The organism is Streptomyces sp. NPDC006798 (assembly GCF_040635975.1).
Lineage (GTDB): Bacteria > Actinomycetota > Actinomycetes > Streptomycetales > Streptomycetaceae > Streptomyces.
Genome location: NZ_JBEYIS010000010.1, coordinates 151,634 through 166,032 on the forward strand (window position 1 = coordinate 151,634; position 14,399 = coordinate 166,032).

At 71.6% G+C, this 14,399-nt stretch carries 12 protein-coding genes; 9 read left to right on the forward strand and 3 right to left on the reverse strand.

What is annotated here, in order from left to right:
- Positions 1 to 54 precede the first annotated feature (54 nt).
- Together ABZ714_RS09495 and ABZ714_RS09500 are read left to right on the forward strand one after the other, a co-directional pair.
- A complete protein-coding gene (locus ABZ714_RS09495; protein ID WP_358824573.1) occupies positions 55 to 1,437 on the forward strand; it encodes a histidine kinase in 1,383 nt (460 codons plus the stop codon).
- A gap of 38 nt (positions 1,438 to 1,475) precedes the next feature.
- Positions 1,476 to 2,156 (forward strand): response regulator transcription factor, encoded by a 681-nt coding sequence (locus ABZ714_RS09500; protein ID WP_358824574.1) that lies wholly within the window; start codon positions 1,476 to 1,478, stop codon positions 2,154 to 2,156.
- A gap of 4 nt (positions 2,157 to 2,160) precedes the next feature.
- On the opposite strand, the gene ABZ714_RS09505 is transcribed toward ABZ714_RS09500, so the two are convergent.
- Positions 2,161 to 2,760, reverse strand: a complete 600-nt coding sequence (locus ABZ714_RS09505; RefSeq protein ID WP_358824575.1) for a hypothetical protein — start codon at positions 2,758 to 2,760, stop codon at positions 2,161 to 2,163.
- 137 nt (positions 2,761 to 2,897) lie between these two features.
- Here ABZ714_RS09505 and ABZ714_RS09510 point away from each other — a divergent pair, with 137 nt between their 5' ends.
- The 6 genes from ABZ714_RS09510 (at position 2,898) to ABZ714_RS09535 (ending at position 9,223) form a co-directional block, all read left to right on the forward strand.
- A complete protein-coding gene (locus ABZ714_RS09510) occupies positions 2,898 to 3,632 on the forward strand; it encodes a class I SAM-dependent methyltransferase (protein WP_358824576.1) in 735 nt (244 codons plus the stop codon).
- Between the two features lie 348 nt (positions 3,633 to 3,980).
- A complete protein-coding gene (locus tag ABZ714_RS09515) occupies positions 3,981 to 4,106 on the forward strand; it encodes a hypothetical protein (RefSeq protein WP_358824577.1) in 126 nt (41 codons plus the stop codon).
- 315 nt (positions 4,107 to 4,421) lie between these two features.
- Positions 4,422 to 5,717, forward strand: a complete 1,296-nt coding sequence (locus ABZ714_RS09520; RefSeq protein WP_358824578.1) for a helix-turn-helix transcriptional regulator — start codon at positions 4,422 to 4,424, stop codon at positions 5,715 to 5,717.
- Positions 5,718 to 6,116: 399 nt separating this feature from the next.
- On the forward strand, positions 6,117 to 8,213 hold the full coding sequence (locus ABZ714_RS09525; protein ID WP_358824579.1) for a M4 family metallopeptidase: 2,097 nt from the start codon (positions 6,117 to 6,119) through the stop codon (positions 8,211 to 8,213).
- A gap of 301 nt (positions 8,214 to 8,514) precedes the next feature.
- On the forward strand, positions 8,515 to 8,784 hold the full coding sequence (locus tag ABZ714_RS09530; RefSeq protein WP_358824580.1) for a type II toxin-antitoxin system prevent-host-death family antitoxin: 270 nt from the start codon (positions 8,515 to 8,517) through the stop codon (positions 8,782 to 8,784).
- Positions 8,774 to 9,223: a type II toxin-antitoxin system VapC family toxin gene (locus tag ABZ714_RS09535; RefSeq protein ID WP_358824581.1), complete on the forward strand. Its 450-nt coding sequence runs from the start codon at positions 8,774 to 8,776 to the stop codon at positions 9,221 to 9,223. Before ABZ714_RS09530 ends, ABZ714_RS09535 begins: the two co-directional genes overlap by 11 nt.
- 29 nt (positions 9,224 to 9,252) lie before the next feature.
- On the opposite strand, the gene ABZ714_RS09540 is transcribed toward ABZ714_RS09535, so the two are convergent.
- On the reverse strand, positions 9,253 to 9,762 hold the full coding sequence (locus ABZ714_RS09540) for a hypothetical protein (RefSeq protein ID WP_358824582.1): 510 nt from the start codon (positions 9,760 to 9,762) through the stop codon (positions 9,253 to 9,255).
- Positions 9,763 to 9,789: 27 nt separating this feature from the next.
- Positions 9,790 to 12,009 carry a SpoIIE family protein phosphatase gene (locus ABZ714_RS09545; protein ID WP_358824583.1) on the reverse strand — a complete coding sequence of 740 codons (2,220 nt, stop codon included), beginning with the start codon at positions 12,007 to 12,009 and terminating at the stop codon, positions 9,790 to 9,792.
- A 557-nt stretch (positions 12,010 to 12,566) separates the two neighbouring features.
- Here ABZ714_RS09545 and aspS point away from each other — a divergent pair.
- Positions 12,567 to 14,351 carry an aspartate--tRNA ligase gene (aspS, locus tag ABZ714_RS09550; protein WP_358824584.1) on the forward strand — a complete coding sequence of 595 codons (1,785 nt, stop codon included), beginning with the start codon at positions 12,567 to 12,569 and terminating at the stop codon, positions 14,349 to 14,351.
- The last annotated feature ends 48 nt before the right edge of the window (positions 14,352 to 14,399 follow it).

Genomic DNA, 14,399 nt, shown 5'->3' on the forward strand with positions numbered 1-14,399 from the left:
GGAGGACCCGGGTCTCCGGGACCGTGGTGCTGTGCCGAGAGGTGTGTGGGTGGTGTGGGAGTGACCGGTGAGGGCGTGGGGGACGTACGCCCCGGGGTTCGTACGGCGGATCACCCGCAGCCGACACCGCACCCGGACGGCCCCGCCGGGTCCCTCTTCCGCCGGGCGCGGCGGTGGTACGGCCGGCACGGCGCCCGGCGCGGCCTCGCCTCCGACAGGCTGACCTGGCTCCGCAACGACGTCCTGATCCTCTTCGCGATCGCCCTCGAAGTCGTCGACTACCTCGGTACGGTCGGCTACCTCGGCGAGACCGGCCAGACCGAGGTGAGCTTCTCCCCCGTCGGGCTCGTCGCCGTCGTCCTCGCGCCGCTGGTCCTGCTCCCCCGCCGGGAGAACCCGGTCCGGGCGTTCGTGGCGCTGGTCGTGGTCCAGACGGCGGCCGGATTCGCCGTCCCGCTGACGTACGGCGTGAGCGTCGCCCTGATGATCGCGTTCTACGGGGTGCTCAGGACCGCCGACCGGCCGACCCTGATCTGGGCCTGCGCGGTCGCCTTCGGCGCCAACACGCTGCGCGGCCTCGCGGGCGGCACGCCCCTGCTCTCCGTGCTCCCCGACACGCTCGGCCTGGCGATCATCGTCCTGGCCGCGGCCTGGGTCACCCGGTGGCGGCGGCAGGCCGACCTCACCCGGCTGCTGCTGGCGGAGCGGGCGGTCGCCGACGAGCGCCGCCGGATCGCCCGGGAGCTGCACGACGTGGTGGCGCACCACATCACCACGGTCTATCTGATGTCGGGCGGGGCCCGGACGATGCTCGACCACGACGTGGCGGCGTCCCGGGAGGCGCTGCTGACACTGGAGAAGTCGGCACGTTCGGCGCTCGGCGAGATGCGGGAGCTGCTGGGCGTGCTCCGCAGCGACGACGGCGGCCCGGAGGAGGCGCCGTCGGAGCCGCAGCCGGGCGCGGCGGACATCGCCGGTCTGGTGGCGGGCTCGGCGGCGGCCGGGCTCCCGGCGGAGCTGCGGATCACCTCGGCCGGGCTCCCGGCGGAGCCGTCGGCCACCGGCGGCCCGGCCGTACCGCCCCCGGCCGGACCGCCCGCGCCGCCTCCGGACGTACCGGCGGTACCGGCTACGACGGGGCTGACGCTCTACCGGATCGTCCAGGAGTCGCTGACCAACGCGCGCAAGCACGCGGGCGAGGGCGCCCGGGCCGAGGTCCGGCTGGACTACCGGCCGGGCGAGGTCACCGTGGAGATCACGAACGACGGCCGGGGCCGCCCGCACCCCCGCCGCACGGCGGCACCCCCGGCCGGCGGCGGCTACGGTCTGCTGGGGATGCGGGAACGGGTCGCCGTGCACGGGGGCTCTTTCGAGGCGGGCCCGTGCCGGGACGGCGGGTTCCGGGTGGCGGCGACGGTACCGCTGCCGCCGTCATGACCCCCATGACCCCGTCCCCGAAGAAGGAGCACTCGCCGATGACCACGCCGACCGCACAGCCCACCCCCGGCCTGCTGAGGGTCCTGATCGCGGACGACCAGCCGCTGGTCCGTACCGGCCTGTCGCTGATCCTGCGGGCGGCGACCGGCATCGAGGTGGTGGGCGAGGCCGGGAACGGCGAGGAGGCCGTCACCGAGGCCCTGCGGCTCCGCCCCGACGTGGTCCTGATGGACATCCGGATGCCCGTCCTCGACGGTGTCGGCGCCACGGAACGCCTGGTCGCGGAGGTACCCGGCTGCCGGGTCCTGGCCCTGAGCACCTTCGACATGGACGAGTACGTGATCCGCGCGCTGCGGGCGGGGGCGTCCGGCTTCCTCCCCAAGGACGTCTCGCCCGAGGAACTGGCGTCGGCGCTCCGTACGGTCCACTCCGGCGAGGCGGTCGTGGCACCCCGGCTGCTCACCCGGCTGATCGGCGCCTTCGTCACGGCCCCGCCCCCGGCCGCCGCCGACCTGTCGGGGCTGACGCCGCGCGAGGTCGACATCCTCCGGCTGATCGCCTCGGGCCTGGACAACACGGAGATCGCGACGGCCCTGACGATCGGCGTCCAGACGGTGAAGAACCATGTCACCAACGTCTTCGCCAAGCTGGGGGTACGGGACCGGGCCCAGGCGGTCATCGCGGCGTACGAGTCGGGCCTGGTCCGCCCCCGTACCTAAGGGCTCACAGCGCGCAGGGACACTCCCGGTACTCCAGACCCAGCTCCCGGTCGACGGGCACGCTGGTCCGGGTCGAGGCGGCCGTCACCGCCGCCCAGGAGCCGTACTTGGCGTACAGCTGATCGGCCGTCGGCCCCAGCGGATTGCCGTACTTGGCGATATTCCGCTCCTCCAGGCGCCGGACCTCCTCCGGGCTCATCCCGGCCCGGGTGATCTCCTTGGCGTCATTGCGGAGCTGCACCATCCGCCGGGCGATCTCCTCCTCGGACGCCCCGGCGGCCCGCATCTCGCACTCCTCGCGGTCCATCTCCACCAGCAGCCCGTGGTACATCATCCGGATATCGCGGGACTTCTCCCGCTGTTCCGGGGTCTGGGCCCGGATCTGGCAGACGACGGGCTCCGGACTGTCGCAGGGCCCGGTACTCGGCGGCTCCTGCGACACGGGCGCGACGACGACGGACCCGCAGGCGGCGGTGGACGGCGCGCAGACGGCGGCCCGCGCGACTCCGGCGCCGGGCAGCAGTACGGCCTGCCCGGCGAGGACCACGGCGAGGGCCGCGCCCAGCGTCAGACGGCGGAAGGATCGGTTTCGGATGCTCGACATGGACGGCATGGACGGCATCCTGAGCCCGTACGGACCCCGGGAGCGCGCGTAACACCCCCGATTCCCCCGTCCGAATGACGGCGTACGCCCCGGAAAACCGAACGCGCCCGCCACCCGCCCCCGGCTACGGTCGCCCCATGGCGAACGAGATCTTCCAGGACCCCCGGCTGGCCTCGCTCTACGACCCGCTCGACCCGGACCGCTCCGATCTCGACGCCTACCTCGCGACGGCGGACGAGTTCGGGGCCCGCCGGGTCCTCGACATCGGCTGCGGTACGGGGGTGTTCGCCCTGCTGCTCGCCGACCGCGGGATCGAGGTGACGGGCGTCGACCCGGCGGGCGCGTCCCTGGACGTGGCCCGCGCCAAACCCGGCGCGGACCGGGTCCGCTGGATCCACGGCGACGCGACGGCGGTCCCGCCCGCGCGCCCGGGCTACGACCTGGCGACGATGACGGCCAACGCGGCCCAGCAGATCCTCACCCCGGCGGAGTGGCACGCCACCCTCGAAGCCGCCCACCGCGCCCTCCGCCCGGGCGGCCGGCTGGTCTTCGAGACCCGCGACCCGGCGGTCCGCGCCTGGGAGTCCTGGACGCGGGAGCAGTCGTACGAGGTCGTGGACATCCCGGGCACGGGGGAGGTCGAGAGCTGGTACGACATCCTGGCCGTCGACGGACCCCTGGTGACGTTCCATCAGACCTGCGTCCTCCGCGCCACGGCCACGACGCTCACCTCGACGTCGACCCTCCGCTTCCGCACCCGCGACGAGGTCGCCGCCGACCTCCGCGCCGCGGGCTTCCCGTCCTACGAGCTCCGCGACGCCCCGGACCGCCCGGGGCGCGAGTTCGTCTTCCTCGCGGAACGCCCGGAGTGACATAGCCCACAGGGGCGGGAGTAGCCGTTCTTGTGGACGGCGTACACAGATGCCGTAAACGGCGTAGAAACTCTACTCGCCCCCCGGCCTGGTATGGACCAATTGATTGTCTGCTCGGCCGTATGTTCGCAGCTCAGGGGGCTCAAGGCCGGGCTTAACCGGAATTAATGCCTATTCACTGGCCGAGGCGTCGTCAGATTGCCGTGGAGTACCGCGATTGGCGGCGACAGCGGACGTCCTGGTGTACCCGGTAAGGTAATCCCAACATCTTCTTCGAGACGTCACCGGTCGATCGGTTTTCCCGATCGGGGCCGATCGTGCTCCGTCGTCAAAGGGAAGGTGCCGCGTATGGCCGATCCGCCGAAGGGCGGAGAGCGAACCAACCGGAAGATCGTCAAGAAGGCCGCCGTATGGCTGGCGCTTCAGGCACTGGGTGCCTGGTTGCGGCGTCAACTGTTCGATGGTCACCTCTAGACGCGTAAGGCCCCCTGCTGGAACAGAGGGCCTTTCCGGGAGATAGCTCCCAGACGCCGACCCTGTGCCTCCGCCGACGGCTTCATGAACCGTGGAGGTACAGGGTCTTTCCTTACCAATACACGTGGACCGAAGTCCTTTAACCGTGCGGTCAGCGATTCCTAACATCCCGTGTTTCAACGAGCACATCCAGCAGTTCTGCCGCTTAAAAACACGGCAGACCAGGTCGCGCTCTCCAGGAACACGGGGAAGCCGGGCCCGCTTACTCCGGATGGTACCCCTTAATCGGTCCCGCTGACGAGAAAGAGCAGGTTAATGGCACGGGGCCTCAGCGATTTCGATCCGGCCGCACTGCGCACGCACAGGACCAACGCCGACGGGGACTCCACCCGGGAATCGATCACGGCGGACGCGCTGGCCCGGGCCGTCGGGGCGACGAAGGCGCAGATCCTGGCATACGAGAACGGGCACCGAGTGCCGGATCCACCCCGGGTACGGGCCCTCGCCGAGGCGCTGGGGATCCACCCGTGGCAGCTCATGAACACCGAGTCCAGGAGCTCCTGGACCCTCGCCGACCTCCGCCGGGCCGCCGGGCTCCGCGCCCAGGACGTGGTGGAGCGGCTGGAGGTCTCCCCGAAGAACTACCGCCGGTTCGAGACGGAGGGCATCGTCCCGAGCCGCCGTCCCCGGTTCGTGGACGACGTCGCCGCGGCCCTGGGCATGTCCCGGCGGACGGTGGAACGCGCCGTCGACCGGACGCCCGCCGTACAACTCCGCCAGGCCCGCGCCTTCGAACTGGTCGTCGCGATGGCCGAACGCTATGTGCCCCGCCCCGGACCGTGGCACGGCCCCCCGATCGACGACGACAACCTGATCGAGCTGGCCGCCGCCTACGGCCGGGCTCCGCAGCGCATCAGACGCGTACTCACCTACGAACTCGGAGAGCTGCGCCGGAAACTCGTCCGCGCCCAGCGGGAACGGGTCATCGCCGACTACGACGCCGACCGCAAACGGCAGGACGGCGCCCGGGAGGCCCTGTACCGCTGGAACGAGATGTACATCCGGAGCCTGCACCGCATCCCGGGCCGCCTGGAACGCTTCCACCGGACCGCCCAGCCGTCGGACGTCTGGCAACTGCTGGTCGACCTCAACAACACGGACGCCACGGTCCGTTCGGACACCGGCGTCTGGGCGGTCACCGTACTCCTCCACCGGGACTCGCGGGTCCTGCCGCCCCACTTCGTCGAGCAGTCCACCATCGACGGCATCCCCGTCTGCCGGCTCTCCGTCCCCGGCGCCCACCATGTGGCCGCCTTCGCCGGGCTGTACGCGTCGCTCTACCCGGGAGTCCGCCGCCCGTTCAGCACAGCGGCCCGCTCGGGCACCAAACCCCGCACCCCCGGCGGCACCGGTGACACCTTCGCCCTCCCGGGCCGCACCGAACGCATCGCGGTCCCCCAGCCGTTCCTGGAGAAGGCCCGCACGGTATCGGCCGAAACCAAGAGCCTCATCTCGGTGGGCCTGGGCAACCGGTTCGTCCTCATGGTGGGCAAGCAGTCCCTGACCGCGCTCTCCGCCGAGGAACTCCAATCCGTCGAACCACTGGACTGACCCCTGACCCCTGACCCTTGCTCCCTGACCCCGCCGCCGTCGGCTCCGGCGGCGGCTTTTCGTCGGGTGTACAGACCTATTGCCGCGTGATTGACGCGTCGGTAATCGGGACCGAGGGGGCCGTACCGGGCTCCGGATCGGCGCGGCGTGATCGGGGGCGGTTGAAGGGACTGGTGAGTTATGGCCAATCGGGCACCCCTCCTGTCACACGGATACCTCGGATGCCACGCTTCCCCTTAGCCCCTCTCGCAACCCGGCGGCGCGCCGAGCGTGCCTCTGTGGATACCCGTGTGTCCGGCCGAGGGGGCGTACAGCCACCGGGCGTTTCGCCGTCGGTGCACCTCGCCGACGGGGGTCGGTCCGGACGGGACTCACCGTCGAAGCAGAGGAGTTCATTCGATGGCGCCACTTCCTCGCAGAGCGGCAGCCGGCACGGCGCTGCTCACCGGTATCGCGCTCTTCGCGGCGGTTCTGCCGCCGGGGGTCGCCGGAGCCGCGCCCGGGGCCGCCCCGGGCACCGCCTCGGTGACACCCCGCGCGGGCGCGCTGCCCGCGTATCTCGCCCCGGCCGAGCAGCGCAGGCTGCTCCAGGAGGCCACCGCCGACCGGGAGGCGACCGCGGCCCGGCTCGGGCTGGGGAGCAAGGAGCGGCTGGTGCCGCGGAGTGTCCTCAAGGATGCCGACGGCACCCTGCACACCCGCTATGAACGGACCTACGACGGATTACCCGTACTGGGCGGCGACCTCGTCGTGCACACCGCCCCGGCCGGGGGCCTGAAGGGCGTCGACAAGGCGACCAAGGCCCGGATCTCCGTACCGTCCACCAGCCCGGCCCGGAAGGCGGGCTCGGCCCAGGCGCTCTCGCTCGGCGCGGCGAAGGCCGCGGGTACCGAGGGCGCGGCGATCGGCCGGGCGCCCCGCAAGGTCGTCTGGGCGGCGAGTGGGAAGCCGGTGCTGGCCTGGGAGACCGTCGTCAAGGGCACCCAGGCCGACGGCACGCCCAGTGAGCTGCATGTCGTCACCGACGCCACCACCGGCGCCGAACTGAACCGCCGCGAGGCCATACGGAACGCCCTCGGGACCGCTGCCGACAAGAGCACCTCCGACAAGGCCCGGGACACCGGCAAGGGCACGCGGGCGGAGGCCAGGGGGGTCGGGCACAGCCGCTACAGCGGCCAGGTCGATCTGGGGACCTCCCGCTTCGGCACCCTCTACAACATGACCGACAGCGCCCGGGGCGGACACCGGACGTACGACCTCATGAACGCCGGCGACTTCAACGGCGGGGGCGGCCGTCTCCTGACCGACACCGACAACGTCTGGGGCGACGGCACCTCGGCCAGCCGTCAGACCGACGCGGTCGACGCCGCCTACGGGGCCCAGGTGACCTGGGACTACCTCACCGATGTGCACAAGCGCTACGGCGTCCGCAACGACGGTGACGGCGCGTCCAGCAAGGTGCACTACTACAACAACTACCGGGGCGCCTATTGGAAGGACGGCTGCTTCTGCGTGGTGTACGGCGACGGCGGCACCACCCCGTACACCTCCATCGACATGGCCGCCCACGAGTTCGCCGCCGGACTCGTCGCCAACACCACGAACTTCGGGTACTACGGCGAGTCGAGCGGGATCGGGGAGGCGACCAAGGACATCTTCGCCGCCGGCGTCGAGTTCTACGCGGACAACCCGCACGACCGCGGCGACTATCTGACCGGTGAGAAGGTCGACTACGGCGGCCTCAACTACCGGCACCGCCAGATGGACCGGCCGTCGAAGCAGATCAGGGGCACGGACTACTGGCACCCCCGGATCTCCTCCGGCGAGAACGGCACCTACACGTCCGGTCCCGCCACGCACTGGTTCTACCTCGTCTCGGAGGGTGACGGCCCGAAGACGATCAACGGCGTCTCCTACGACAGCCCCACCCACGACGGCCTTCCCGTCACCCCCATCGGGCGCGCCGCCGCCGAGCGGATCTGGTACCGCGCCCTGACCGTCTATATGACCTCCACCACCAACTACCTGGGCGCGCGGGCCGCCACCCTCGCGGCCACGGCCGACCTCTACGGCGCCTCCTCGCCGACCTACCGCAAAGTCGAGGAGGCGTGGGGCGCCGTCAACGTCGGTGTCCGGCCCGGCGGTTCCCCGCGTCCGGTCGGGCCCAGCTTCGAGAACACCAGCAACTATCCGATCCCGGACGACACGTCGCCCGCCGACTCGCCGATCACCGTCACCGGCGTCCCCGGGAACGCCCCCACCATCCTGGTCGTCGATACGAATATCGCCGACGCCGGACAGCGGATGGAGCTGGTCGCCCCGGACGGCAGTACATATCCGCTCGTCAGCGGCTTCGCCCTGGAAAACGGCCCCAGCATCGCCACCACCGGCGTCGACGCGTCCGCCGAGACCGCCAACGGCACCTGGAAGCTGCGTGTCCGGGGTTGGGGATACAACGTCGGCCGGTACATCGACAGCTGGAAGCTGACCTTCTGAGCCGCTGAGCTTCGGATCCGATGACCTGGAGACTCTTCGCCACCCGGACCCCGTGCCGGGTGGCGAGGGGCCGACCGGACGAAGGGCGGACGGACCCAGCCTCGCGGCCGGAACCGCCCGCCCCGGTGTGTGCGGTCGGCACGCTGGGGAAGATTGGAGCCGGTACGCCGACCTACTCGCCCGCGACACCTACGACCTCGGCTACCGGCCGGTGATCGCCGACCTCTGTCCGGCGGGCACGAAGATCCGACCCGATGCCATCAGGTAGCACCGAGTGGCACGCCTCGGCTACCGTGGGCGCATGGCGTCTCAGCCGGAGATCACCCAGCGTGATCTACGTACCAGGTCGAAAGAGATCATGGACGCCGTCCAGAGCGGCCAGACCTTTACCGTTACCCGCGACGGTCACAGGATCGGGGAACTGATCCCGTTGCGCCGACGTAGGCGCTTCGTCCCCCGTGCCGAGTTCGCGGCCATGTCCCGTACAGCTCCCGACATCGCGCTGGAGGCGTTCCGGGCCGACCAAGAGGCGGCTGTCGCCCAGGAACCGGACGACCCCTATGCCCGCTGAGTACCCGCAGGGTCTGATCGACACCAGCATCATGGTCCTGCGCAGGTGGGTGGACCCCGACGAGCTTCCGGCAGAGATGGCGATCAGTGCCATCACTCTGGCCGAGCTGTCCGCCGGACCTCACGACGTCCACAGTGGTGAACCGGGCTATGACGAGTACGCGGAGCGTGCGCGTCGTATGGACGTGCTCCAGCGCGCGGAGAACGAATTCGATCCGATCCCTTTCGACGCCGAAGCGGCGAGGATTTACGGCAGGGTCTGCGCGGCGGTCATCAGCGTGGGGCGCAAGCCGCGTCGGCGAGTCGCCGACCTGATGATCGCCGCCATCGCGATCGCCGAAGGGCTCCCTCTCTTCACCACCAATCCGGATGATTACAAGGGCCTCGACGACCTCCTCGTCGTCGTACCCGTGACCCGGCCCGGAACACCGCACGACTGAGTGCCGAGAGGCAGATGCCCGCCCCCGGGCTACGCGTACTCCCGCCGCAACCGCTGGAAGCGGGCCAGTTCCGCCTCGGCCGCCTCCCGGTGGCCCAGGTCCAGGGCCATGGCCGTACGGGTGTGGAGGTAGAGCGCGTCCTCCCGGACCTCGGGCGGGAGGGGGCGGCGGAGGAGTTCGCGGAGGCCCACCGAGAGGAAGAGCCGGACCGTGAAACGCCACTCCGGGGCCGCGCCGTCCAGGGCTTCGCGGCGGATGTCGGCGACGTAGTCGCGGGTGCGGGCGTCCGCGTCCGAGGGGCGGGGGGTGTCCGGCTGGTGGGGGTGCGGGGTGAGGGCGTCCGCCCGGGTGCGGAGGGTGTCGACCGCGTCCTGTGCCTCGTCCAGTTCCGCCGGGGTCGCGGCGAAGACCTGGGCGGAGAGCCGCAGCGCCTCCCGGGCGGTGTCCGGGTCGGCGGTGGCGTAGGCGACGAAGGGGGCCAGGGCGTTGGCGTCCCGGCGCAGGGCCGCCAGGCGCCATATCTCGTAGGAGTCGGGCAAGGAGTTCCTGCTCTCAGTGGTCAGTGGTCAGTCGTCCTTCGGGGGTTCGTGGAGTTCGAACCAGATGCATTTGCCCTCGCCCCGCGGGTCGACTCCCCACGCGTCCGCCAGCATCTCCATGAGGACCAGGCCGCGTCCCGATGAGGCAAGTTCGCCGGGGCGGCGCTTGTGGGGGAGTTCGTCGCTGGTGTCGGCGACCTCGACGCGCAGGACGCGGCGGGCCTCGGCGCGGTCGTGGGCGGCGGGGCCGGCGCCGTTGGGGGTGCTGACCCGGGCGACGAGGTAGGCGTTGCCGTCCGTGTGGACCAACACATTTGTCACCATCTCGGAGACCATCAGGACCGCCGAGTCGACCTGTTCGGGGTCCGCCCAGTCGTGGAGGAGTTCGCGTACGGTGCCCCGGGCCGCCGCGATGCGTTCCGGTTCGGCCTGGGCGATGGTCATCGCGGTCCGGCGCGCCGCTTCCTCGGCCGGGCCCGGTTCGCCCTCGCGGGAGAGCAGGACGAGCGCCACGTCGTCCTCGCGGCGGTCGGCGAGCGGGCCGACCGTGTAGTGGGAGACCGGGCCGTGGACGGCGGAGACCAGGGAGTCGGCGAGTTCTTCGAGCGATCCGGTCGACGGGTGCCGTTCCAGCACCTCCCGGAGCCGGGCCCAGCCGGTGTCGAGGTCGTGGCCGCCGGTCTCCAGCAGGCCGTCCGTGCAGATCATCATCGTCTCGCCCGGTTCGAGGGTGAGCCGGGTCGTGGGGTAGTCCGAGTCGGGGTCGATCCCGAGCGGCAGGCCGCCCTCCGTCGGCCGGATGATGACCGTGCCGTCGGCCATCCGTACGGCGGGTTCCGGATGTCCGGCCCTGGCGATCTCGATACAGCCGTTCGCCGGGTCGTACTCCATGTAGAGACAGGTCGCGAACCGCAGCCCGGAGTGTTCGGCGCCGTCGTACGCGTCGGTGACGCCGTGCAGGAAGCGGGACGCCCGGGAGAGCACCGCGTCGGGGCGGTGGCCCTCGGAGGCGTAGGCCCGCAGGGCGATCCTGAGCTGGCCCATCAGCCCGGCGGCCCAGACGTCGTGGCCCTGGACGTCGCCGATGACGAGGGCGATCCGGCCGGACGGCAGCGGGATCATGTCGTACCAGTCGCCGCCGATCTGGAGTCCGCCGCCGGTCGGGACGTAGCGCGCGGCGACCGCCATACCGGGGATCGCCGGGCCGATCACCGGCATCATCGTCCGCTGGAGGCCCTCGGACAGCTCCCGTTCGGTCTCCGCGACCCCGGCCCTGGCCAGCGCCTGGGCCAGCATCCGGGCGACGGTGGTGAGCACGGACCGTTCGTCGGGGGTGAAGACGACCGGGTGGCGGAAGGCCGCCAGCCAGGCGCCCATGGTCCGCCCGGAGACGATCAGCGGGAGGTACGCCCACGAGCGGCGGCCGAGACGCTGGGCCAGCGGCCAGCTCGTGGGGTAGCGGCGGGCGTAGTCGCCGGGGGAGGGGAGATAGATCGCCCGGCCGGTCCGGACGACCTCGGCCGCCGGGTGGTCGGCGTCGGCCCGCATGTCCGAGAACGGGTCGCCGCCGGCGCTCTGGTGACCGTGCTGGCCGATGATCGTCAGCCGGTCCCCGGCGGCCGTACCGAAGACCGCGAGGCCGTCGGGGGAGAAGCCGGGCATCGACAGGGACGCGGCGACCCGCAGCACTTCGGCGGTGGACCGCGCCTCGGCCAGCGCCCTCCCCGCGTCCAGCAGGAACGCCTCGCGGGAGCGCCGCCAGTCGCCGGTGACGGGGGTTTGCGCGGCGGTGCCCTCGGCGGGTTCGGCGACCTCCTGGAGGATGCCGGTCATCTCGAAGCCGCCGCCGTCGACGGTGGTGGGCCTGGTCCTGGTGCGTACGGTGCGGAGCACCCGGCCCGAGGTGTCGACGACCCGCAGCCTGCCCTCGGCGACCGTGCCCTCGGCGACGGAGAGGGAGACCACGCCGTTGATCTCGTTCCAGTCGACGGGGTGGATCCGGGCCCGGACGGCGGATTCGGGGTACGCGACCCGGGCGCCGGGCATCCCGCAGACGGCGGGGTCGGCGGGCGCGGCGGAGATCTCGGGGTCGCCGGGGTCGGCGGAGGCCCCGGGGGCGGGCTCGGTGGGGTCGTCGGGCAGGCCGAGCAGACGGGCGGCCTCCGCGTCGAGGGTGACCGTGCCGTCCGCGTTGTCCCATCGCCACAGGCCCGTCGCGATGGCGGCCAGGACGTCCTCGGTACGCATTTGCTCACTTTATTCCGATCCGGAGGCCGCGAACCCACCGGGGCGGGGGCGCCGGACCGGGCCCGGACCCGGTTCGGACCCGGTTCGGTCCGGGCGCCGGGCCCGGCCCGGATCCCGCCGGGGGCGTGCGCGGGGCGGCGCCTCCCGGCTCGCGTCCGGCTCGCTCCCGGGGCGCGTAGGGGCTTCCGTACCGGCTCCCGTACCGGCTTCCGGGCGGACTCCCGTACGGCCCGGGAGGCGTCCGGGGCGCGTACGGCTCCGTACGCCTCCCCGCCCCTGCCCGCCCCTCCCCGGGCCTCCCCCGGCCCCGCGCCACCGTCCCGCGCGGCCGGTTCCGGCGCCTGGCATGTATAAGCCAATGAGTGTCGCGAGGGGCGGGCGGTAACCTTTGAAGGTCGCATGCTCGGCCCTGCCCTCGCGTGCGGCGCGTATGCGGCTCCGCACCACGCGCCCCCCGGCGCCGCCGCCTACCGGCCCGGCGCCCGTCACCGGGCCCGGACCAGGCCGCCCGGACCGGGCGCACCCGCCCCGACCACCACAAGACTGGATGAACGACGATGCATCGGTACAGGTCCCACACCTGCGGCGAGCTCCGCGCCTCTGACGTCTCCACGGACGTCCGGCTGAGCGGCTGGCTGCACAATCGCCGAGACCTGGGCGGCATCCTCTTCATCGATCTCCGCGACCACTACGGGATCACCCAGCTCGTGGCCCGCCCCGGCACCGCCGCGAACGAGGCGCTGAGCCACCTCACCAAGGAGACCGTGGTCCGGATCGACGGCAAGGTCGTCAGCCGGGGCACCGACAACATCAACCCCGAGCTGGCCACCGGCGAGATCGAGGTCGAGGTCGCCGAGGTGGAGGTGCTGGGCGCCGCCGCCCAGATCCCGTTCACGATCAACGCGGAGGACGGGGTCAACGAGGAGCGCCGGCTGGAGTACCGCTTCCTCGACCTGCGCCGTGAGCGGATGCACCGCAACATCATGCTGCGGACCGCCGTGATCTCCGCGATCCGGCACAAGATGACCGCCCTCGGCTTCAACGAGATGGCGACCCCGATCCTGGCCGCGACCTCCCCCGAGGGCGCCCGCGACTTCGTCGTCCCGTCCCGGCTGAACCCCGGCAAGTTCTACGCGCTGCCGCAGGCCCCGCAGCAGTTCAAGCAGCTGCTGATGATCTCCGGCTTCGACCGCTACTTCCAGATCGCGCCCTGCTTCCGCGACGAGGACGCCCGCGCCGACCGCTCCCCCGGCGAGTTCTACCAGCTCGACCTGGAGATGAGCTTCGTCGAGCAGGAGGACGTCTTCCAGCCGGTCGAGCAGCTGATGACGGAGATCTTCGACGAGTTCGGCGGCGGGCGGCACGCCACCTCGCCGTTCCCCCGGATCCCGTTCCGCGAGGCGATGGCGAAGTACGGCTCCGACAAGCCCGACCTGCGGGCCAAGCTGGAGCTGGTGGACATCACCGATGTCTTCGAGGGCTCCGAGTTCAAGGCGTTCGCGGGCAAGCACGTCCGCGCGCTGCCGGTGCCGGACGTCGCGGCCCAGCCCCGGAAGTTCTTCGACCAGCTCGGCGACTACGCCGTCGAGCAGGGCGCCAAGGGCCTGGCCTGGGTCCGGGTCGGCGACGACGGTACGCTCTCCGGCCCGATCGCCAAGTTCCTCACCGCCGAGAACGTCGCCGTCCTCACCGAGCGCCTCGGCCTCGCCGCCGGGCACGCGATCTTCTTCGGCGCCGGGGACTACGACGAGGTCTCCAAGATCATGGGCGCGGTCCGGGTCGAGGCCGCCAAGCGCGCCGGTCAGTTCGAGGAGAACGTCTTCCGGTTCTGCTGGATCGTGGACTTCCCGATGTACGAGCGCGACGAGGAGACCGGGAAGATCGACTTCTCCCACAACCCCTTCTCGATGCCCCAGGGCGGCATGAAGGACCTGGAGGAGAAGGACCCGCTGGACATCCTGGCCTGGCAGTACGACATCGTCTGCAACGGCATCGAGCTGTCGTCCGGCGCGATCCGGAACCACGAGCCCGAGGTCATGCTGAAGGCGTTCGAGATCGCCGGTTACGCCCGGGAGACCACCGAGGAGGCCTTCGCGGGCATGCTGCGCGCGTTCCGCCTCGGCGCCCCGCCGCACGGCGGTATCGCCCCCGGTATCGACCGGATCGTGATGCTGCTGGCGGACGAGCCCAACATCCGCGAGACCATCGCCTTCCCGCTCAACGGCAACGCTCAGGACCTGATGATGGGCGCGCCGACGGAGCTGGACGAGACGCGGCTGCGGGAGCTGAACATCCAGCTCCGCAAGCCGGTCGCGAAGCCGTCGGCCACCGCCGCCGAGTAGTCGCGTAGGACACCCGGTAGCGCTGAAGGGTCCCGTACCGCCGTTTCG

What these genes read in the sequence shown, in the direction of transcription:
- ABZ714_RS09500 (WP_358824574.1), top strand. Translation starts at nt 1,476, where the DNA reads ATGACCACGCCGACCGCACAGCCCACCCCCGGCCTGCTGAGGGTCCTG.
- ABZ714_RS09505 (WP_358824575.1), bottom strand. Translation starts at nt 2,760, where the DNA reads ATGTCGAGCATCCGAAACCGATCCTTCCGCCGTCTGACGCTGGGCGCG.
- ABZ714_RS09510 (WP_358824576.1), top strand. Translation starts at nt 2,898, where the DNA reads ATGGCGAACGAGATCTTCCAGGACCCCCGGCTGGCCTCGCTCTACGAC.
- ABZ714_RS09515 (WP_358824577.1), top strand. Translation starts at nt 3,981, where the DNA reads ATGGCCGATCCGCCGAAGGGCGGAGAGCGAACCAACCGGAAGATCGTC.
- ABZ714_RS09520 (WP_358824578.1), top strand. Translation starts at nt 4,422, where the DNA reads ATGGCACGGGGCCTCAGCGATTTCGATCCGGCCGCACTGCGCACGCAC.
- ABZ714_RS09525 (WP_358824579.1), top strand. Translation starts at nt 6,117, where the DNA reads ATGGCGCCACTTCCTCGCAGAGCGGCAGCCGGCACGGCGCTGCTCACC.
- ABZ714_RS09530 (WP_358824580.1), top strand. Translation starts at nt 8,515, where the DNA reads ATGGCGTCTCAGCCGGAGATCACCCAGCGTGATCTACGTACCAGGTCG.
- ABZ714_RS09535 (WP_358824581.1), top strand. Translation starts at nt 8,774, where the DNA reads ATGCCCGCTGAGTACCCGCAGGGTCTGATCGACACCAGCATCATGGTC.
- ABZ714_RS09545 (WP_358824583.1), bottom strand. Translation starts at nt 12,009, where the DNA reads ATGCGTACCGAGGACGTCCTGGCCGCCATCGCGACGGGCCTGTGGCGA.
- aspS (WP_358824584.1), top strand. Translation starts at nt 12,567, where the DNA reads ATGCATCGGTACAGGTCCCACACCTGCGGCGAGCTCCGCGCCTCTGAC.